Raw genomic sequence first — 18,723 nt, forward strand, 5'->3', positions numbered from 1 at the left:
CCTCCCCCCTCCCCTACGGTCCGACGTCGGCGACTCCCCGCGCCCTCGACCGAGCCGGGATGGATCAGGTCGTCGCGGACTTCGCCGCCGCGGCCCGGCGCGGCGCGCAGGCCGGATTCGACCTGCTGGAACTGCACTGCGCGCACGGCTACCTGCTGTCCTCGTTCCTCTCGCCGCTGACGAATCAGCGCACCGATGAATACGGCGGCAGCCTGGGGAACCGGCTGCGCTTCCCCCTCGAGGTCTTCGACGCGGTCCGCGCCGCCTGGCCCGCCGAGCGGCCCGTGACCGTGCGCATCTCCGCGACCGACTGGCTCCCGGACGGCAACACCGAGCACGACGCCGTCGAGATCGCCCGCGCCTTCATCGCGCACGGCGCGGACGGCATCGACGTCTCGTCCGGCCAGGTCGACAAGGACGAGCGGCCCGCGTACGGCCGCTCGTACCAGACCCCGTTCGCCGACCGCATCCGGCATGAGGCCGCCGCCGCCACCGGAACCGCGGTCATCGCCGTCGGCGCGATCGCCTCGTACGACGACGTGAACTCGATCCTGCTCGCCGGCCGCGCCGACCTGTGCGCCCTCGGCCGGACCCATCTGTATGATCCGCACTGGACGCTGCACGCCGCCGCGGAGCAGGAGTACCGCGGAGACGCGGCGCAGTGGCCGCTGCCGTACCGGGCGGGCCGCCGCAAGCCGCCGACCTCCCGCACGGACGCGGTGCGCCCCCGGCTCGAACTGCTGCGCAGCGCGGGCCAGGACCCGGACACGACCCTCCACCTGCGATGGATGCCGAATGAACACGAGCACGCAGCAGCCTGATCCGCAGCAGCCCGACGGCGGGCGGGAGCCGGCCGGCGAGGCCGCGACGGGCCGGCTGCCGGAGCCGGCCGGGAACGCGCAGGACGGAGACGCCGTCGCCGGCGGCCCGGTCGTGGCCCGCGCCGTCCACCGGGGCCGCGTCGAGTGGATGGACACCGACGCCTCCGGCCACTACCACAACAGCTCGATCATCCGCTTCGTCGAGGCCGCCGAGGCGGCCCTGATGCGCGAGCGCGACCTGCCGGAGTACTTCGGCATCTCGCCCCGCGTGCACTACGAGGTCGACTACCCCGCGAAGCTCTGGTTCGGCCAGGAGGTGACGACCACGCTCGTCCTGGAGCGCATCGGCACCTCCTCGCTGACCTTCCGCTTCGAGGTCTGGGGCGAAGCCGACGAGAAGAACCCCCGCGCCCTCGCCGCCCGCGGCCGCTTCGTCACCGCCTACGTGCCCCTGGGCAGCAGCCGCAGCGAGCCCTGGCCGGAGGACTGGCGTCGGCGGCTGAGCACGGCACCGATCGCTGATCAGCCCGCGTAGCACCTCCGGACGCCGCTCTGCTCAGTGCCAGCGGGTTCGTGGCCCCGCGGCCTAGCGGTTCCAGCGGTGGCGCCGACGGCTGAGGATGAAGAACAGGGCGAAGAGGGGGAACGGCGGGAGGCCGTGGAGGACCGCCGTCACGCCGAGGGCCAGCAGCAGCGCGAGAAGGATCAACGGTACGGGCAGCGGCGGACGGCGGCGGTGCGGACCTCGGGCGGCGGCGGGCGGCGCGGGCTCGCGGCCGGGGAGGTCGGTGAACAGCCGGCGCAGCTGCCCGCGGGTCACGGCGGCGAGGGCGGCGTCGACCCGCCGGTCGAACTCGGGCTGGTCGAGCCTGCCGTCCGCGTAGTGCGCGGCGAGCGACTGCACGGCCTCGTCGCGTTCCGCGTCCGAGGCGCGCACCGGCGCCCGGTCAGGCTCCGCGGAGAATCGTTCCATACTCGACACCGTAATCGGGCCTGAGTAACAGCGACTGGGAGACGGCTGGGAGATTCCTGTGGGGGGGCTTCGGCGGCCCGGGCCCTCGTCCCGCTCTCACGCCTCAGGGACGCGGGCCAGCACGCCGAAGGTGCGCAGGATGGGGGTCTCGTGACTGCCGGGCTCCGGGTGCCACTGGTCGACGGTGACCAGACCGGGCGGCTGGATCTCCAACCGCTCGAGCCAGGAGGCGAGCACTTCGGGCTCGCGGTTGATGAACGACACCTTCGTCGAGCGCTGATAGTCGGCGAGCATCTCGTCCTGCTCGCCGCGGTGGCGCAGGTCGGGGGCGGCGTGCGAGAGCGCCAGGTAGCTGCCCGGGCGCAGGATGGCCGAGTAGCCGGCGACGATTTGCTCGGGGTGCTCGTCGTCGGGGATGAAGTGCAGCACGGCGTTCATCAGGACCGCGACGGGCCTGCTGAAGTCGAGCGTCTCCCGGGTGAGGGGGTGGTTGAGGACGGCCTCCGGACGGCGGAGGTCGGCGAGGATCGCCTCGACGCCGGGGACGCCGGCGAGCAGGTGGCGGGCATGCGCGATGGCCACCTGGTCGATGTCGACGTAGACGACCTTCGCGTTCGGGTTGGCCTCGAGCGCGACCTCGTGCACGTTGCCGACGGTCGGCACGCCGGAGCCGAGGTCGAGGAACTGGTCGATGCCGAGCGGGCCGGCGAGCTCGCGCACGACGCGGCCGAGGAACGCGCGGTTGGCGCGGATCGCGGCGACGAGCGTCGGCATCGCGGCGTCGGCCCGGCGGCCGACCAGTCGGTCGGCCTCGAAGTTCTGGCTGCCGCCCAACCAGAAGTCGTAGATCCTGGCTGGGCTGGGCTTCTCCGGGTCCACCTCGGGTAGTGAGAGGGCGAACTCCGCGGCCTCGATCGAATCCACGAACCGCACGATACGGCTGATCGCGCTGCCGATCCAATCGGCCCGCGATCGCGCGCGGGCCGCGGTCGCGGGCCGCGTCCCGTCCGGCCGCGGCTACGTCTCGTCCCAGTCGGCGGCGCCTGAGGTCTCGCCGTGGATCGCGGTCAGGCCGAAGACTCCGTAGCCCATCATGCCGACACCGATCAGCTCGGGCAGTATGTGCCAGCCGAGTTCGATGCTCTCCCCGAACAGGAACACGCCGAGCGCGATGCTCAGGACGGCGTCGCCGAGGGTCAGCGCGGGCTGCGAGCCGGTGAGGCTGCCGGCTCGCAGGGTCCACTGCAGGAACAGCATGCTGAGCAGGCCCACGGCGGCGGCGGCGTAGATGTGCCAGGAGGTGAGAACCGCCTCCGCGCCGCCGGAGAACCGCGCGGTGACCTCCTTGATGAGCGCAGCGGTGGCTGCGAAGCACACGGCCGTCGCGGAGCCCAGGACCGTGGCGCGCAGGGTGCCGTGCACGCGGAGCGCGATCAGCACCAGCGCCGCCAGCACGCCCGCCAGGACGACTCCCACGGCCAGCCAGCGTGCGGCGGAGGACGTGTCGCTGCCGCCCGACGGGGAAGCCGAGACGAGGAACAGGGCCAGCCCCGCGGCGAGCATCACGAACGCGCGCCAGAGCGCGCCGCTGGGGCGGTGGTGGAAGACGAGGGCGCCGAGCAGCAGGGAGAAGAGCAGTTCCGAGGCGAGCAGCGGTTGCACGACCGAGAGTGCGCCGCTGTCGAGCGCGATCACCTGGAAGGCCGCGGACAGGATGGTCGCCGTCGCACCGCCCCACCACATCAGACGGGTGAGCGGCAGAAGCAGCCGCTTGACGGTGGAGCGCGCGCCCTGGCCGGGGACCAGCTCGTATCCGGCGGAGGCGTGCCGCTGCAGGACGAGGGAGGTGGCGTTCGAGAGCGCGGAGAGCAGAGCCGTCACCACCGTGAGCGCGTTCATTCCCCTCCCTCCGTCGAGATCGTGCGAAGCTGGTGGCCGTGAGCCGCTTTCTGCTGCTGACCGCGAGCATGGGCGCCGGGCACGACGCCGCCTGCGACGAGCTGGCGGCGCGGCTGCGCACGGCCGGCCACGACAGCGAGCAGCTCGACGTGCTGAGCCTGCTGCCGGGACCGCTCGGCGGCGGCGTGCGCGACTTCTACCATCTGATCATCCGCCGGGCCCCCCTGATCTATTCCGGCATCTACGCCGCGTTCTTCCGTTCCGGCGCCGGGCCGCGCCCGGGCAGCACGCCGCTGGCCGCGCTCGCCGAGGACCGGCTGCTCGAGGCCGTGGCGAGCAGCCGGAGCGACGCGGTGGTCTCGCTCTTCCACCTTGCCGCCCAGCTCTCCGGGAGGGCGAGGGCGCGCGATCGGCTGACGGTGCCGTCCGCGGCGCTCGTCACGGACTTCGCGCTGCACCGGCAGTGGCTGCATCCGGGAAACGATCTCAACCTCTGCCTGACCGAGCAGGACGCGGAGCAGGTGCGGCGCACGCTCGGCCGCCCGGCGGCCGTGTACGGTCCGCTGGTGCCCGGGGTCTTCCGGCCGCATCCGGCGGGCGAGGGGCGGTGGCGCGAGCGGTTCGCGGGGCCGCGGGCCCCGGTCGTGATGTCCGCGGGCGCGTGGGGGGCGGGCAGCGGGTTCGAGTACACGGCGGAGATCCTGCGCGGCGCCGGGTACCAGCCGGTCGTGCTGTGCGGGCGCGACGAGCGCCTGCGCCGCCGCCTCGCCGCCGTCTCCGGGGTGACCGCTCTGGGCTGGGTGCAGGACATGCCCGGCCTGCTCGCCGCGACGGCCGCGCTGCTCGACAACGCCGCCGGGCAGACGGCCTTGCAGGCGCTGGCCGTCGGCGTGCCGGTGATCGGATGGCGGCCGATCCCCGGCCACGGTGTGGAGGGCGTGCGCCGGATGGCGCAGCTCGGGCTGAGCGACTTCGCGACGGGCCCGGACGGACTGCTGCGGGCGCTCGGCCGGCTCGTGCCGGACGGGCCGGAGCGCGCGCAGCGGGTCGCCGAGGGTCGCCGGCTGCTGGACGCGGACGTCGTCCGTCCGCTGGAATCGATGCTCGACGGCTGACTCACCCCAGGCGTGCGGCGAGCTGCCGGTAGGCTCCCGGCAGCAGTGCCCTGATGCCGGCCGGAATGCGAAACCAGCGCGGCACGAACACCTCGCGGCTGCCGCGGTCGATGGCCCGCAGCGCCACCCGCGCGACCCGCTCCGGCGGGATGGGACGGGGCAGCCGGCGGTTGTAGGGCACGCCGCGGCGCGCGAAGAACGGCGTGTCGACCACGCCCGGCACGATGTGCGTCACCTGCACGCTCGTGCCCCTCAGCTCGTAGCGCAGCGCGTCGGCGAACGCGCCGAGCCCGGCCTTCGCCGCCGAGTAGACCGCCTCGCCCTCGACGCCGAGGGAGCCGGCGATCGAGCCGATCAGCACGAGGTGCCCGCGGCGCCGGAGCAGCATGTGCGGCAACACCATCCGGACCAGTTGTACGACCGCGACGAGGTCGACGGTGAGTACGTCGTCGACCGCGCTGGTCGGCATCGTCGCGAAGGGACCGGCCCAGCCGACGCCCGCGGAGGCGACCAGAAGGTCGATGTGCTGCGCCTCGTCGACGGCGCGGGTCACCAGCCGCCGCGCGCCGCCCGGCACGGCGAGGTCGCCGAGCAGCGGGGTGCCGCCGGTCTCGGACGCGATCCCGGCGACCCGGTCGGGATCGCGTCCGGCGACCAGCAGGGTCCAGCGCTTCTGGTCGGCGAGCGAACGGGCGATGGCGGCGCCGATCCCCGAGGACGCACCCGTCACCAGCGCCACGCCCTTGGCGGGATCGGCGGCCGGCTCGGTGGTGGGCTCCGCGTGCTGCGACACTGCCATGAGCTGAATCTCCTCAACTCGATCTCTGATCAGCCTGCCACGGCCCGCCCCGCCCCGCGCGTCGAACGCGGCATCCTGCGTCCGCCCCCGGCGGCGTGCCCGGCGGCGGGCATGGACGGGCCCGGGCACGACCGGAGAGGCGTGCCCGGGCCCGCCGACGAACGGCCTCAGCGCGACATCGCGGCGGCAGCGGCCGATCGGGGACGGACGGCGGCGGCGCGGCCGCGGCCGGGACGCCGCGGGCGCGCGCCGCGCCCTGACCCATCGTCATGATCGCCGGCAGCGGCACGAGACCGGTGATCACGTTGTTGCCGGTCAGCGACGGCGCCGTGGCGTGGAAGCCGTAGGCTTCGGGGTTGCCATCCCTTGCAGTCCGAAACACTTGCCGGGAACAAAATTTCCCCCTCCGGTCTATCCGCCGCCCGGAGGCGGCCGTCGCCCGATCGGCCGACGATGTGTTTGAGGCTGGCCCGGCCGGGTGACGTGGACCCGATCGAGGAGCGACCTTGTCGCCGCCGCCGACAGGCCGAATCGGAGTACCGCGTTCATGACGATCCCGCTCGCAGCGACGGCGGCCGCGCCGCAACCCGTCGCCCAGGCCTACCTGCTCGAAGCCCGGCAGATGCAGGCGCTCTCGTTCATCGTGCACATCCCGCTGGTGTGCTTCGGGATCGCCTTCCCCGCGCTCGTCGCGTTCGTGGAGTGGCGCTATCTGCGGACCGGCGACGTGATGTACCGCACGCTGGCGCGCCGCTGGACGCGCGTGATGGTCACGCTGTTCGCCGCGGGGGTGGTCACCGGTACGGTGCTCAGCTTCGAGATGGGGCTACTCTGGCCGGAGTTCACGGCGACGTTCGGCAGCGTGTTCGGGCTGGGCTTCGCGATCGAGGGCTTCTCGTTCTTCCTCGAGGCGATCTTCCTGGGCATCTACGTCTACGGCTGGGACCGCCTCTCGCCGCGGCTGCACTTCCTGTGCAGCATTCCGATCGTGATCGCCGGCATGCTCGGCTCGTTCATGGTCATCGCGGTCAACGGCTGGATGAACCACCCTCAGGGCTTCAAGCTCGACGCGCAGGGCCGTGTGGTCGATGTACGGCCGGTCCAGGCGCTGTTCGCGAACACGTACTTCTGGCATGAGCTCGTGCACATGTACCTGGCCGGCTACATGGTCACCGGCTTCCTCGTCGCGGGCGCGTACGCGATCGGGCGGCTGCGCGGGCGGTGGGGCCGGTACGAGCGCACGGCGCTGCTGGTGCCGCTGAGCGCCGCCGTGATCGCCTCGCCGATGCAGGTCGTCGTCGGCGACTGGGCCGCGCGCGAGGTCGCCACCAAGCAGCCGATCAAGCTCGCCGCGCTCGAAGGGCTGGGCGAGACGACCCGGGGCGCCCCCGAGCACCTGCTCGGCTACTACACGGACGGGCACATCGTCGGCGGCATCGCCGTCCCGCGGCTGCTGTCCCTGCTGGCCTTCCACAATCCGGATGCGACCGTCCAGGGACTGAACACCGTGCCGGTCTCCGAGCAGCCGCCGGTGAACGTGGTGCGCTACGCGTTCCAGACGATGGTCGGGATCGGCACGCTGCTCGCCCTGCTGGCGGTCGTCGTGCTGTTCGTGCTGTGGCGCAGGCATCGGCTGCCGGCCGGCCGCTGGTTCTTCCGGGCGCTCGCCGTGGCCGGGCCGCTCTCGTTCGTCGCGCTGATCGCCGGGTGGACGACGACCGAGGTCGGGCGGCAGCCCTGGGTGGTCTACGGGGTGATGCCGACCAGCGCCGCGGTCACCGGCGCGCACTCCGTCCCGGTCGGCTACGGAGTACTGGCCGCCGCGTACGCGATCCTGGTCGCGGCCACGTTCTGGGCCCTGCGCAGGCTCGCCAAGGTTCCGATGCCGCCCGCCGAGCAGCCGCTGAGCGGACCGACCGGGCCGATCACGCCGTCGGCGCCCATCGGACAGGAATAGGGGGCCGCCCCGATGGTTCTCGACCTGATTCCGCTGCTGATCGCTCTGGTCGGCCTCGTCCTGTACACCGTGCTCGGCGGCGCGGACTTCGGCGCCGGGCTCTGGCAGCTGCTCGCCGGCTCCGGGGAGCGCGGCCGCGCGCTGCGGGACCACGCGCACCGCGCCAACGCACCGGTCTGGGAGGCCAACCACGTCTGGTTGATCCTGGTGCTCACGGTCGTGTGGACGACGTATCCGAGCTTCTTCGGCTCGGTCTGCTCGACGCTCGCGATCCCGTTGTTCCTGGCCGCGATCGGCATCGTCTTCCGCGGCCTGACCTACGCGCTGCACTACGCGACCGACGTGCCGCGCGAGCGCCGGGTCATCGACGTGACCTTCTCGATCTCGTCCATCCTGACGCCGTTCATGCTCGGGACGGTCGTCGGCGCCATCGCCTCGGACCGGGTCCCGGTGGGCAACGCCGCCGGAAACGCCATCACCAGCTGGACGAACCCGACGTCGCTGATGAGCGGCGTGCTGGCGGTGTGCACGGGCGCCTTCCTGTCCGCCGTCTACCTGGCCGCCGACGCGCGCCGGTTCTCCGAGAGCGGCATCTCCGAGGCCTTCCGCACCCGCGCCGTCGCCAGCGCGCTGATCACCGGAGTTCTGGCGCTCGCCACGCTGGCGGTCGCGCATCAGGACGCGCCGCGGCTGTACGACGGGCTGACCTCGGGACTCGGCCTCGCGGCCGTCGTCGTCTCGGGCGTGGCCGGTCTCGCGAGCCTGGGCCTGGTCTGGCTACGCCGCTACACCACGGCGCGGCTGGCGGCGGCGGTCGCCGTGGCCGGGCTGCTCGCCGGCTGGGCGGCGGCGCAGCGGCCCGACCTGCTGCCCGGGCTGACGGTGCAGGAGGCGGCCGCGGACAACGCCACGCTGATCGCGGTGATCGTCTCCATCGCCGTGGGCGCCGTGATCCTCTTCCCGAGCCTGGCGTTCCTGTTCCGGCTCGTGCTCACCGGGCGGCTCGACCCCGGCCGGCTCACGCCCGCCTCCCATCCCGTCGGCCCCGACGCGCGGCGTCCGGCGTGGGCCGGGCGTGCCGCGGTGGCCTGCTTCGTGCTCGGGACCGCGCTGTTCGTCTTCGCGGACGGCGACGCGGCCCACACGGTGGCCGTCATCGCGTTCGCCGTCACGGCCGTCTTCGCGTACGCGGCCATCGGCCCCGACCAGTTGGCGGCGCGCGAGTCGGAGCCCGAGTGAGCGAGCCGGGTGAGGGCCGGGCAAGCCTTGATCAAACGGACACGTGTCGAGAGCTACTGCGGCCTGGTGATGTGCGCGACGAAGGAGTAGCGGTCGCCGCGGTACCAGGTGCGCACCCACTCGACCGGCTCGCCCTCGGCGGTGTGGCTGTGCTGGCTGACCAGCAGCATCGGCGTGCCGATCTCGGTGCCGAGCAGCGCGGCCTCGCGCGGGGCCGCGGGCGCGGTCTCGATCGTCTCGACCGCGTGGGCGACCGTGACATCGTAGTCAGAGCGCAGCGCCTCGTAGACCGAGCCGGTCTTCGCGACGGCGGCCTCCAGGCCGGGGAAGCGGCGCGCCGAGACGTGCACGCACTCGATCGCCATCGGCGCGTCGTTCACGGAGCGCAGCAGCTCCATGGTCAGCACCCGGGCGCCCGGGCGGACGTTGAGGCGCTCGGCGAGCTCGTCCGTGGCGGGGATGAACTCGGCGCCGAGGATCGAGGTGCGCGCCTGCAGGCCCTCGGACTCGGCGTGCTCGGTGAAGCCCGAGACCATCAGCGGCCAGGCGAGCTTGGGCTCGGCGACGTACGTGCCCGATCCCTGGCGGCGCACCAGGCGCCCCTCGGCGACCAGCTCGGTCACCGCCTTGCGCACGGTCGTGCGCGAGGTGCGGCAGGCGACCGCGAGATCGCGCTCGGCCGGGATCGACACGCCCGGCTTGAGCGCGGCGATCCGCTCCACGATGTGGTCCTTCACCTTGAGGTAGCGCGGCTCGCGCACCCCTTCGATCAGGGTCTCCACGTCTCTCCCCTCCTGTTCACGTGTCGATCATGGACCAGAGCAGGCCGAGCTCCTGGTGCGCGGCGGAGGCGGCGGCGCCGAGCAGCGTGCCGTTCCAGCCGAGCCGGGAGTAGTCGACCGTGAGATGGCCGCCCAGGTAGGGCTCGTAGTCGGTGAGCGCCTGCCGGATGTGGTCGAGCAGCCCGGAGCCGAGCGCGCAGACGGGGCCGCAGATGACCGTGCGGCGGACGTCGATGAGCTCGTAGACCAGCTCCAGCAGCGCCGCGATGTTCCGGCCCGCGCGCTCGGCCGCCGCGTCGTCGAGGTGCCCCTGCGGCTCCTCGCCGCGCGGCGTCAGCTGCAGCGACTGGTGCCGGCCCGTCAGCACACTGATGCGCGCCGCGGCCTCCAGGCAGCCGGTTCGGCCGCACTCGCAGGTCAGCTGATGCGTACGCAGGTTCAGGTGGCCGACCTCGCCGGCGCCGAAGCTCTCGCCCTGGAAGAGCGCGCCGGACAGGATCAGCCCGGCGCCCACGCCGTCGCCGAGGTAGAGCGCGAGCAGCGTCGGCGCAGGGTCCTCGTCGAGGGCGACCTCGGCGAGCGCGCACGCGTCGCTGTCGTTGATCAGGTGGACCGGGTAGCCGAGCTGCTCGCCGAGCCAGCCGCCGAGGTCGAAGTCGTCCCGGCCGAGCAGCACGGAGCGGGCGATCACGCCGCGGTGGTCGACGATCCCGGGCACCGCGACCCCGACCGCGAGCACGGTGCGGCCGAGGCCCTCGGCCATCTTCCGGACCGCCGGCACGAGCGCGTCCAGCATCAGGGCGCCGTCGCCGACCTCGAAGTGCTGCTCGATGATCCGGCCGTGCAGGGAGAGCGCGGCGATGCGGAAGCCGTCCCGGATGAGCTGCACGCCGAGCACGGCGAACAGCCGCTCGTCGAGGTCCAGCAGGATCGGCGGCTTGCCGCCCACGGAGGGGCCGACGCCCACCTCGCGCACCAGCCCCTGCTCGAGCAGCTCGGCGACCAGCCCGGAGACGGTCGCCGTGTTGAGCCCCGCCAGCCGGACCAGGTCCGCGCGCGAAATCCGGCCGCGGCCCTTGCTGATGTGCTGCAGCAGCAGCCGCCGGTTGACGGCGCGCACATCGGCCGGGCTGGCCTTTCCGGTGGTGCGCAGTGATTCCATGGCCTGTTTCGTCGGGGTCGTCGCGGCGGTCCTGGGGTTTCCTTGGAAAGTAGCGTTACCATCCAATGGAAGTCAATGGTCTCGACCAATCGGCCCGCCGCGGCCGGCCCCTGAGGCCCCGTCAGGGGCCGCTCCCGGGCAGTGAACTGCTTCGGGCCGGGCCCCCGAGGGGACCCGGCCCGAAGAGATCGGAACCGGTCGCTTACGCGGTGGTTCCCATCACCTGGAGCTCGGAGACCTGAGCGCCGTTCTGCACGCTGTTGGCGGTGAAGTCGAGCTCGACGTACTGGTCAGCGGTACCGCTGGGCAAGGTGATCGTCACCGTGTTGCCGGTGGACGGGTTGAAGGTGTACGTGGCCGAGGACACCAGCGTCGTCCAGGTGCTGTTGTCCGTGCTGCCGAGGATCGAGAACGTCTGGGTCCGGGTGGACCAGGCGCTCGACGGCGGCAGGTCGACGACGACCGAGCTGAGCGAGTCCTTCGCGCCGAGGTTGATGGTCAGGGTGGACGGCCAGACGCCGTCCGTGCTCTCCCAGTAGGTGCTCGTGTTGCCGTCGACCGCGTTGGCCGGCACGTAGGTCTGCGTGTAGCTGCTCGCGGAGACCGGCGCGTTGAGCGCGAGGTCGGTCGGCGTCGTGCCGCCGCCACCGCCGCCCGTGGTGGAGCTCGCGGCTCCCGGGAAGATCTCGAACTCGGAGACCTGCGCAGCGCTCCAGCCGGTGTTGCCGGTGAACGAGAGCTGCAGGTACTGGTCGGTGGTGCCGGACGGCAGGTTGAAGGTCACCGTGTTCCCGGTGGACGGGTTGAAGGTGTACCCGGTCGAGGCCACCAGCGTCGTCCAGGAGCTGCCGTTGGCCGAGCCGAGCACCGAGAAGGTCTCGGTGCGCGTCGACCAGGCCGAGGACGGCGGCAGGGTCACGGTGACCGAGCCGAGCGGGTACGACTGGCCGAGGTTCGCGGTCAGCGTCTGCGGGTAGGCCGCGCCGTCCGTGCTCTCCCAGTACGTGCTCGTGTTGCCGTCGTTGGTGTTGGTCGCCGGATAGCCGGACGCGCTGCTGCTGGAGGTCATCGTTCCGGTCAGCGCCAGGTTGGTGGTCGAGCCGATGCCGGTGCCGGCCAGTCCGACGGTGGTCGGGCTGTTGTTGGCGTTGCTGGTGATCGTGAGCGTTCCGGTGCGGCTGCCGGCGGCGGTCGGGGTGAAGGTGACCGTCACGGTACACGTGGCGTTGACCGCGAGCGTGCCGCAGTTGTTCGTCTGGCTGTAGTCGCCGCTGACCGAGACCCCTGAGACCGTGGCCGACGCGGTGCCGGTGTTGGTCACCGTGACGGACTTGCCGGCCGCCGAGGAGCCGACGATCGTGCCGGCGTAGGTCAGCGAGGCCGGGTTGGTGCTCAGGACCGGTCCTGCCGCGGTTCCGGTGCCGGACAGGCTCACCGTGTCGGTCTGGCCGCCCGCCACGACGGTCAGCGTGCCGGTGCGGCTGCCCGACGCGGTCGGGGTGAAGGTCACGCTCACCGAGCAGCTGCCGTTCGCCGCGATCGACGAACCGCAGTTGCTGGTCTCGGCGAAGTCACCGGTCGTGGAGATCGAGGAGACGGCCGCCGCCGAGCTGGTGGGGTTGGTCACCGCCACGGTCTGCGCGCTGCTGGTCGTGCCCGAAACCTGCGAGCCGAAGTTCAGCGCGCTGGGGCTGGTCTGCACGCCGGTCGCCGGGTACGGCGGGTAGACGGGCGTCGGGTTGGTGCTGCCGCACTGCGTCGGGCTGATGCCCGAGTTGCCGCCGCCGTCGGTGATGGCGAAAGCGGTGCCCTCGCAGCTGTAGCTCGGCGCGTTGCCCGCGTTCGCCTGCGCCACTCCGGTCGCGGTCACGTTGGTGGCCGACGCCGTCCCGCCAGTCTGCTCCTGGAGGGCGAACGTGCCGGTCCCCTGGATGCTGACGTTGCTCAGGTTGACGCCGTTGATCGTGCCCTCGACCCATTGGATCGCTTCATAAGGGCTCTGCTCTATCAGGGCATTGCTGACGTTGATCGGCCCGGCTATGGTGCCCTGGCTGCCGTCGAACCAGAGCGCGCCGACGCCGAACTGCCAGTTCGGGTCGAGGCTCCCGTCGCGGATCAGGGTGTTGTTCGAGATCGTGTACAGGCCGACGGGCGTGGAGCTGAACCGCTGGCCGACCTGGATGCCGCCGCCCTGGGTGATGCCGGTGTCGACGACGCGGTTGCCGGTGATCGTGTTGTTGTTGCCGCCGTAGCCCGCGATGCCGTTGGCGAGCTGCTGCAGCTGCACGGTGTTGTCGGAGATCGTGTCCTGCGAGTCGGCTCCGATGCCGGAGTCGGCCCAGAGCGCGATGCCGTCGTCGCCGGTGTTGCGGACGTCGCTGTCGGTGATCGTCGAGCCGGTCACGCCGCCGTGCAGGTTGATGCCGTCGGCCGTGGTGTCGCGGATCCGCATGCCGCTGAAGGTCAGGTTCGACATCGGCCCGTCCATCCAGGCGCCGACCTTCATGTGCTCGATCCAGATGTTCGAGACGGTCGAGTTGCTCATGGCGCCGCCGATGCCGTTGACCTGCGCGCTGTCGTTGCGCTCCTGCACGTTGCCGGAGATCGCGAAGTTCTGCAGGTGCACGTTCGTGCTCGGATTCGGCGCCGAGTTGCCGTAGAAGCCGGGCGCGGCGCCCGTCACGGTCGAGTACCACATGCCGGCGCCCGCGATCGTCACGTTGTTGACGCTGATGTGGCCCGGGATGTCGTACGTGCCCTGCGGAATCCAGACGGTTCCGCCGGAGCCGGCCGCGGCGATGGCGGCGTTGAACGCGCTCGTCGAGTCGGCCGCGCCGGTCGGGTCGGCACCCTCGCTGGTGACCGAGACCGACCCGGCGGGCTGGCTCAGCGGCGCGGCCACGTCCTCGAAGTCGGCCAGGTCGATCGTGTACGACGACGCGGTGTCCTCGGAGTCGACCTGCAGCTTGAAGGTCGTGCCCGCCGGATACGTCGTGCTCAGCAGCCGGTGCGCCTCGTCGTAGAAGTGGTGGGGGTTCCCGCTGCTCGGCGTGTTCGTGAACGGATAGCTGCCGTAGTACCAGCTGTAGGCGTTGGTCAGGCTGAAGTCGGCCTGCTTGCTCCCGTTGACGTAGAGGGAGAGCGGAGCGGTGTAGACCGAGCCGTCCGAGGAGTCGGGGATGCTGTAGCGGAAGTCGATCGAGTTCGTCGCGACCGGCGTCGTGAACGTGACGTACGCGCCGGAGCCCGACAGGGTCACCGCCTGGCGGCCGGAAGCCTCGTCGGCGAGCTGGCCCTGGGTGTAGCTCGGCCCGATGATCGTGCCGTTGGTCGGCGAGCTCTCCGCCTGGACCTCGGCATACGGCAGGCTCGCGCCGCTTCCGCCGGTCACGGCCGCGGTCGCGGCCGAGGCCGGCGCCGCGGCGGCCGTCGACAGCGCGGTGACGCCGGTGAGCAGCAGGGCCGCGCTCCCGGTCAGGCCGAGTGCTCTTCGCAGGGCACGGATGGTGCTGGATGAAGACACCTCAAACTCCTTATGCGGATCCGGTGCGGAGGTGGGACAGAGGGTGTCGTAGCAAGGAGGACCGTAACGCGGTGGACATCGTTCCGCAATATCAGAACGGAAATTGCGCGAATTCTTGCCTACAGGCGAAAGATCGCTAGTGACAGCAAGGAGAGTTGCGGCGTGGGATCGCAGACGCCTGCCGTGGCCCGCGAGGACGGCGGCCGGCCACCGCGGCGGTCGGCCGCGCGTTACAGACGCACGACCACCAGTGCGGTGTCGTCCGTCGCGCCGGCCGCCGGGAGCAGGTCGACCAGCAGCGTGTCCGCGAGTTCCTCCGGCTCGAGGTCGCGGTGGGCGGCGAGGGAGTCGGCGAGCCGGGCGAGGCTGACGTCGATGTCCTCGCGACGGCGCTCGACGAGGCCGTCGGTGTAGAGCACGAGCGTGTCGCCCTCTTTGAACTCCAGCCGCGCCCGCGCGCGCGGCAGGTGCTCGGGGCGGGTGTCCAGCGGCGGGTCGGTGGCCTGGTCGAGGTAGGCGACCGTGCCGTCCGAGCGGGCGAGCACCGGCGGCAGGTGCCCGGCGCTGCTGTAGGTCAGCGAGTAGTCGCCCCAGTCGATGTAGACGGCCGCCGCCGTCGTCGACTGCGCACCCGGAACCGAGCGCGCGTAGAGCCCGAGCACCTCCAGGGCCTGCGCCGGTCCGTCCGCGGCGCGCATCGCCGCGCTCAGGGCGCTGCGCAGCTGCCCCATCACGCCCGCCGCCACCAGCCCGTGCCCGACGACGTCGCCGACGGCCACGGCCAGCGAGCCGCCCGGCAGTTCGACCAGGTCGAACCAGTCCCCCGCCACGTTCAGCGCGCCGATCGCGGGCCGGTAGCGCACGGCCGCCTGATGCCGTCCGTCGAGCCGCGGCGCGGGCAGCATCGCGTCCTGCAGCGCCAGCGCGACCTCGCGCTCCCGCGCATGCGCCAGCCGAAGCCGCTCGTTGACGTCCTGAAGTTCCCGCGACCGCGTGTAGAGCTCCGCCTCCAGCACACGCGCACGGTCGCCGACCGTCGCCCGGTCCCGCGCGTGGATGAGCTCCGTGACCTCCTCGACGCGGTGCAGCAGCAACACCACGCGGCCTTGCGAGTCGAAGATCGGCGTGTTGACCGGGCTCCAGTAGCGCTGGTGCCACGTCCCCGGACGCGTCTGCGACTGGACGTCGTAGCGCTGGATCGCCATCGTGTCCCGCTCGCCGGTCTCCAGCACCCGGCGCAGCGACGCCTCCAGGTTCCGCGCCCCGGTGGCCCCCGGGTCGTTCGGGTTGTCCGGGAAGATCTCGAACAGGTTGCGGCCGATCAGTTCCGTGCGCGAACGGCCGGAGTAGCGCACGAACTCGTCGTTCGCGTCCGCGAACACGAGGCCGGGCGTCAGCAGCGCCACCATCGCGGGTAACGCCCGGAAGACGCTCTCGTAGTCGATGCCCGGCTCACTCACAATAATCACGATAAGTTCTCTGGGCGGGAAAGGCGCCGGTCAGAGCTCGCCGGTCCACCCCGCCATCACACGTGCGGCCCATCCCCCTCCGGCGGGGTGCTCGTCGCGCGGATTCTCGCGCCGGCACCGCGCCGGGTACCCATCGGGGTTAGGTGAACCTATCCTAAACATGTTAGCGTGCAGCGCCACGTACACCGCGTCAGCACACCTGGAGATACATCGATGGTCGCAACGCTCGTGATCTTCCTGCGCGAAGGGATCGAGGCCAGCATGATCGTCGCGATCCTGCTGGCGTACCTCAACCGGATCGGCGCGCGGCAGCACTTCCGCGACGTGTTCGTCGGCGTGGGCGCGGCGCTGCTGCTGGCGGCGGGCGGCGGGGGGCTGGCGTACTACACCGTCACCTCGTACGACGGCTCCCGGCCGCAGGCGATCTTCGAGACGTTCACGTATCTGCTGGCCGCCGCCGTGCTGACGTACATGACCTTCTGGATGCGCAATCACGCACGGGACCTGTCCGGCGAGCTGCGGGCGCGGACGGACGCGGCGCTCGACCGCGGGGCGCGGACCGGGATCGCGCTGCTGGCGTTCCAGGCGGTCGGGCGCGAGGGGCTGGAAACGGTCGTCTTCACGCTGGCGATCATCTTCTCCACCTCGACGCAGGGCGCCCTGCTCGGCGCGGCGATCGGCCTGGCGATCTCGCTGGTGATCGCGTTCTTCATCTACCGGCTCGGGCACCGGCTGAACCTGAACCGGTTCTTCCGCATCGTCGGGGCGCTGCTGATGATCTTCGCCGCGGGCCTGCTGGCCGACGCGGTGGAGAACCTGCAGCAGCTCGGCTGGCTGCCGATCCTGAACACCCCGCTGTGGCACAGCAGCGCGCTGCTGAGCGAGGACAGCGCGTTCGGCGACATCGCGCACTCGTTCTTCGGCTACTCGGACGCGCCGACCGCCGCGCAGGTCATCGTGTACGTGCTCTACCTCGCGACGGCCCTCGCCTTCTTCCTGCGGTCCCGGAAGGCGACGACGCCGAGCAAGCCGCACAGCGCGCAGAGCAGCTCGCCGGCGCCCTCCGCGAAGCCCGGTTCCTCCTCAGCGCGGCTGTCGGGCGCGACCGATCAGGGTTGAGCCGCGCACCACGAGCTCCGGCTGCAGGACGACCTGCCGGTGCTCGTGGGCGGCGCCGGCGTCGGTCTCCTCGAGCAGGAGCTCGGCCGCGAGGCTGCCCATGGTGGCGGCCGGCTGGCGGACGGAGGTGAGCGGCACGGCGGCCGCGGAGGCGAATTCGATGTCGTCGTAGCCGACGATGGCCATCTCGCGCGGGACGTCGACTCCGGCCGTGAACAGCGCCTGCAGGACGCCGAGGGCGAGCAGGTCGTTCGCGCAGAACACGGCGGTCGGCCGGCGCATCAGGCCGAGCAGCCGGGCTCCGGCGTCGCGGCCCGCGGCCACGTCCAGCGTCTCGGTCGGCAGTTCGGTCAGCGCCTCGGGGCCGAGACCGGACTCGGCGAGGGCGGCGAGCGCGCCCGCGCGGCGGTCGCGGATCTGGCGCAGCCGCGGCGGTCCGCTCACATAGGCGATGTTGCGATGGCCCGCGTCCACGAGGTGGCGCACGGCCAGGGCACCGCCGGCGACGTCGTCCACGGACACCGAGCAGCCCTCGTCCCCCGTGCCGACGCGGTCCACGAGCACGTACGGAATGCCGTTGCGGCGCAGGTTCTCGGCGTTCTGACCGGCGTCGTCCGACGGCGTCAGCAGCACGCCGCGCACCCGCTGCTCGGCGAAGAGGGCGAGGTACTCGGCCTCGTCCCGGGCGCTCTGGTTGCTGTTGCAGACCATGACGCCGAGGCCGGCCTTCCGGGCCGAGCGTTCGGCGCCGCGGGCGACGTCGACGAAGAACGGGTTGCCCATGTCGAGTACGAGCAGGCCCATGATGCGGCTCTGGCCCGCGCGCAGCTGCCGCGCGTATTCACTGCGCACGTATCCGAGCTCGGCGATGGCCGCCTGCACGCGGATGCGCGTCTGCTCGGCGACCGAGTCGGGCCGGTTGATGACGTTCGAGACGGTGCCCACGGACACCCCCGCGCGCCGTGCGACGTCCTTGATCCCGACCATGCTTCTTCTCAGACCTGCCCATTCCTGCCTCGTCGGCGAGACGCCCACCTGCGTCCGCCTCGCCTTTTGTGCGTGTCATCGTATGCGGTGCCAGTGCTTGACGGAGCTAAGCGAGGTGGAAGATCTCCCGCAGCGGCGCCATCGAAGCATCCGGTGCGGCGCCGTCAAGGTCGAAGAAGGGCGCCATCTCCCGTTGCCAGCGTTCGTTCACGCCGGTCTCGGCCATACCCGCGAGCGCCTTCGCGAAGTCCTCGGTCTCCAGGTAACCGACCAGCAGCCCGTCCTCCCGCAGGAAGATCGAGTAGTTGCCCCAGCCCGTGGCGCTGAGCGCCTCGAGCATCTCCGGCCACACCGCCTCGTGCCGGCGGACGTATTCGTCCAGGTGCTCCGGCTTGACTTGGAGCACGAAGCATACGCGTTGCAATGCTCGTCCTTACTTTTCGGTCCTTCTCCTAGCCGGTGCGAGAGGCCCGGATACGTCGCCGTGGTCCGGCGGCGCATCCGGGCTCTTTCACAGGACTAGAAGTTGAACTGGCTGATGTTGGTGCTGTCGAAGACGATGGGCTGGCCGAGGGTGACCACGCCGTTCGCCCCGACGGTGAAGCTGCCCAGGGAACCGGCCTTGAAGCTCTGGCCCGCCGCCCCGGTGATCTGCCCCGAGGCCAACGCGACCGCGGCATAGGCGGCCAGCTCGCCGAGCTTGGCCGGATCCCACAGCTCGAACGCCTCGACCGTGCCGTCCTTCACGTACGCGCGCATGTCGTTCGGAGTCCCCAACCCGGTCAACAGCACCTTCCCCTTGTACTGCGAACCGTCCAGGTACTGCGCGGCCGCCTTGATCCCCACCGTGGTCGGGGAGATGATGCCCTTCAGGTCCG

17 protein-coding genes are annotated in these 18,723 nt (G+C 71.7%); 6 read left to right on the top strand and 11 right to left on the bottom strand.

All coding sequences use genetic code 11. The features are described 5' to 3' along the window. Together KDK95_RS28810 and KDK95_RS28815 are read left to right on the top strand one after the other, a co-directional pair. A partial coding sequence (locus tag KDK95_RS28810; RefSeq protein WP_443612926.1) for an oxidoreductase occupies nt 1-821 on the top strand: 821 nt, incomplete at its 5' end. Further along, nucleotides 796-1,356 (top strand): acyl-CoA thioesterase, encoded by a 561-nt coding sequence (locus KDK95_RS28815; protein WP_212521467.1) that lies wholly within the window; start codon nt 796-798, stop codon nt 1,354-1,356. The genes KDK95_RS28810 and KDK95_RS28815, both read left to right, overlap by 26 nt. Nucleotides 1,357-1,407: 51 nt before the next feature. Here KDK95_RS28815 and KDK95_RS28820 read toward each other — a convergent pair whose 3' ends face one another. From KDK95_RS28820 to KDK95_RS28830, 3 genes are all read right to left on the bottom strand, one after another. Beyond that, entirely contained in the window at nt 1,408-1,794 is a 387-nt protein-coding gene (locus KDK95_RS28820) for a DUF1707 SHOCT-like domain-containing protein (protein ID WP_212521468.1), read from the bottom strand. A 96-nt stretch (nt 1,795-1,890) separates the two neighbouring features. Further along, nucleotides 1,891-2,718 (bottom strand): SAM-dependent methyltransferase, encoded by an 828-nt coding sequence (locus KDK95_RS28825; protein WP_212521469.1) that lies wholly within the window; start codon nt 2,716-2,718, stop codon nt 1,891-1,893. 93 nt (nt 2,719-2,811) lie between these two features. Beyond that, the gene (locus KDK95_RS28830) at nt 2,812-3,693 is read right to left on the bottom strand and encodes a DMT family transporter (RefSeq protein WP_212521470.1); all 882 of its coding nucleotides are present in this window, start codon (nt 3,691-3,693) and stop codon (nt 2,812-2,814) included. Nucleotides 3,694-3,731: 38 nt separating this feature from the next. Between KDK95_RS28830 and KDK95_RS28835 the strand changes: the two genes are divergently transcribed. After that, nucleotides 3,732-4,808 carry an MGDG synthase family glycosyltransferase gene (locus KDK95_RS28835; protein ID WP_212521471.1) on the top strand — a complete coding sequence of 359 codons (1,077 nt, stop codon included), beginning with the start codon at nt 3,732-3,734 and terminating at the stop codon, nt 4,806-4,808. 1 nt (nt 4,809) lies between these two features. Here KDK95_RS28835 and KDK95_RS28840 read toward each other — a convergent pair whose 3' ends face one another. Then, the gene (locus KDK95_RS28840; RefSeq protein ID WP_212521472.1) at nt 4,810-5,607 is read right to left on the bottom strand and encodes an SDR family NAD(P)-dependent oxidoreductase; all 798 of its coding nucleotides are present in this window, start codon (nt 5,605-5,607) and stop codon (nt 4,810-4,812) included. A 547-nt stretch (nt 5,608-6,154) separates the two neighbouring features. Here KDK95_RS28840 and KDK95_RS28845 point away from each other — a divergent pair. Both KDK95_RS28845 and KDK95_RS28850 read left to right on the top strand, forming a co-directional pair. After that, complete coding sequence (locus tag KDK95_RS28845) at nt 6,155-7,564, top strand: cytochrome ubiquinol oxidase subunit I (protein ID WP_212521473.1); 1,410 nt, start codon at nt 6,155-6,157, stop codon at nt 7,562-7,564. Nucleotides 7,565-7,576: 12 nt separating this feature from the next. Further along, nucleotides 7,577-8,803, top strand: coding sequence for a cytochrome d ubiquinol oxidase subunit II (locus tag KDK95_RS28850; RefSeq protein WP_212521474.1), 1,227 nt, complete (start codon nt 7,577-7,579; stop codon nt 8,801-8,803). 53 nt (nt 8,804-8,856) lie between these two features. On the opposite strand, the gene KDK95_RS28855 is transcribed toward KDK95_RS28850, so the two are convergent. From KDK95_RS28855 to KDK95_RS37920, 4 genes are all read right to left on the bottom strand, one after another. Further along, nucleotides 8,857-9,585, bottom strand: coding sequence for a GntR family transcriptional regulator (locus tag KDK95_RS28855; RefSeq protein ID WP_212521475.1), 729 nt, complete (start codon nt 9,583-9,585; stop codon nt 8,857-8,859). A 16-nt stretch (nt 9,586-9,601) separates the two neighbouring features. Continuing rightward, a complete protein-coding gene (locus tag KDK95_RS28860) occupies nt 9,602-10,747 on the bottom strand; it encodes an ROK family transcriptional regulator (RefSeq protein ID WP_212521476.1) in 1,146 nt (381 codons plus the stop codon). 202 nt (nt 10,748-10,949) lie between these two features. Continuing rightward, nucleotides 10,950-14,270: a discoidin domain-containing protein gene (locus KDK95_RS28865; RefSeq protein ID WP_212521477.1), complete on the bottom strand. Its 3,321-nt coding sequence runs from the start codon at nt 14,268-14,270 to the stop codon at nt 10,950-10,952. Nucleotides 14,271-14,500: 230 nt separating this feature from the next. Next, a complete protein-coding gene (locus tag KDK95_RS37920; RefSeq protein ID WP_212521478.1) occupies nt 14,501-15,730 on the bottom strand; it encodes a PP2C family protein-serine/threonine phosphatase in 1,230 nt (409 codons plus the stop codon). A gap of 222 nt (nt 15,731-15,952) precedes the next feature. On the opposite strand from KDK95_RS37920, the gene KDK95_RS28875 reads away from it, so the two are divergent. Further along, nucleotides 15,953-16,858 carry an FTR1 family iron permease gene (locus KDK95_RS28875; protein ID WP_212521479.1) on the top strand — a complete coding sequence of 302 codons (906 nt, stop codon included), beginning with the start codon at nt 15,953-15,955 and terminating at the stop codon, nt 16,856-16,858. Here the strand turns inward: KDK95_RS28875 and KDK95_RS28880 are convergent. The 3 genes from KDK95_RS28880 to KDK95_RS28890 form a co-directional block, all read right to left on the bottom strand. After that, nucleotides 16,823-17,845, bottom strand: coding sequence for a LacI family DNA-binding transcriptional regulator (locus KDK95_RS28880; protein ID WP_212521480.1), 1,023 nt, complete (start codon nt 17,843-17,845; stop codon nt 16,823-16,825). The two genes, KDK95_RS28875 and KDK95_RS28880, sit on opposite strands and share 36 nt — an antisense overlap. Before the next feature lie 106 nt (nt 17,846-17,951). Beyond that, nucleotides 17,952-18,269: an L-rhamnose mutarotase gene (locus KDK95_RS28885; RefSeq protein ID WP_249162063.1), complete on the bottom strand. Its 318-nt coding sequence runs from the start codon at nt 18,267-18,269 to the stop codon at nt 17,952-17,954. A gap of 95 nt (nt 18,270-18,364) precedes the next feature. Then, nucleotides 18,365-18,723 (bottom strand): substrate-binding domain-containing protein (locus KDK95_RS28890; protein WP_212521482.1); only part of this gene is annotated, 359 nt, incomplete at its 5' end.

Origin of the sequence: Actinospica acidithermotolerans, from assembly GCF_018139625.1 — a bacterium.
GTDB classification, from domain to species: domain Bacteria; phylum Actinomycetota; class Actinomycetes; order Streptomycetales; family Catenulisporaceae; genus Actinospica; species Actinospica acidithermotolerans.

What these genes read in the sequence shown, in the direction of transcription:
- KDK95_RS28815 (WP_212521467.1), top strand. Translation starts at nt 796, where the DNA reads ATGAACACGAGCACGCAGCAGCCTGATCCGCAGCAGCCCGACGGCGGG.
- KDK95_RS28820 (WP_212521468.1), bottom strand. Translation starts at nt 1,794, where the DNA reads ATGGAACGATTCTCCGCGGAGCCTGACCGGGCGCCGGTGCGCGCCTCG.
- KDK95_RS28830 (WP_212521470.1), bottom strand. Translation starts at nt 3,693, where the DNA reads ATGAACGCGCTCACGGTGGTGACGGCTCTGCTCTCCGCGCTCTCGAAC.
- KDK95_RS28840 (WP_212521472.1), bottom strand. Translation starts at nt 5,607, where the DNA reads ATGGCAGTGTCGCAGCACGCGGAGCCCACCACCGAGCCGGCCGCCGAT.
- KDK95_RS28845 (WP_212521473.1), top strand. Translation starts at nt 6,155, where the DNA reads ATGACGATCCCGCTCGCAGCGACGGCGGCCGCGCCGCAACCCGTCGCC.
- KDK95_RS28850 (WP_212521474.1), top strand. Translation starts at nt 7,577, where the DNA reads ATGGTTCTCGACCTGATTCCGCTGCTGATCGCTCTGGTCGGCCTCGTC.
- KDK95_RS28860 (WP_212521476.1), bottom strand. Translation starts at nt 10,747, where the DNA reads ATGGAATCACTGCGCACCACCGGAAAGGCCAGCCCGGCCGATGTGCGC.
- KDK95_RS28875 (WP_212521479.1), top strand. Translation starts at nt 15,953, where the DNA reads ATGGTCGCAACGCTCGTGATCTTCCTGCGCGAAGGGATCGAGGCCAGC.
- KDK95_RS28880 (WP_212521480.1), bottom strand. Translation starts at nt 17,845, where the DNA reads ATGGTCGGGATCAAGGACGTCGCACGGCGCGCGGGGGTGTCCGTGGGC.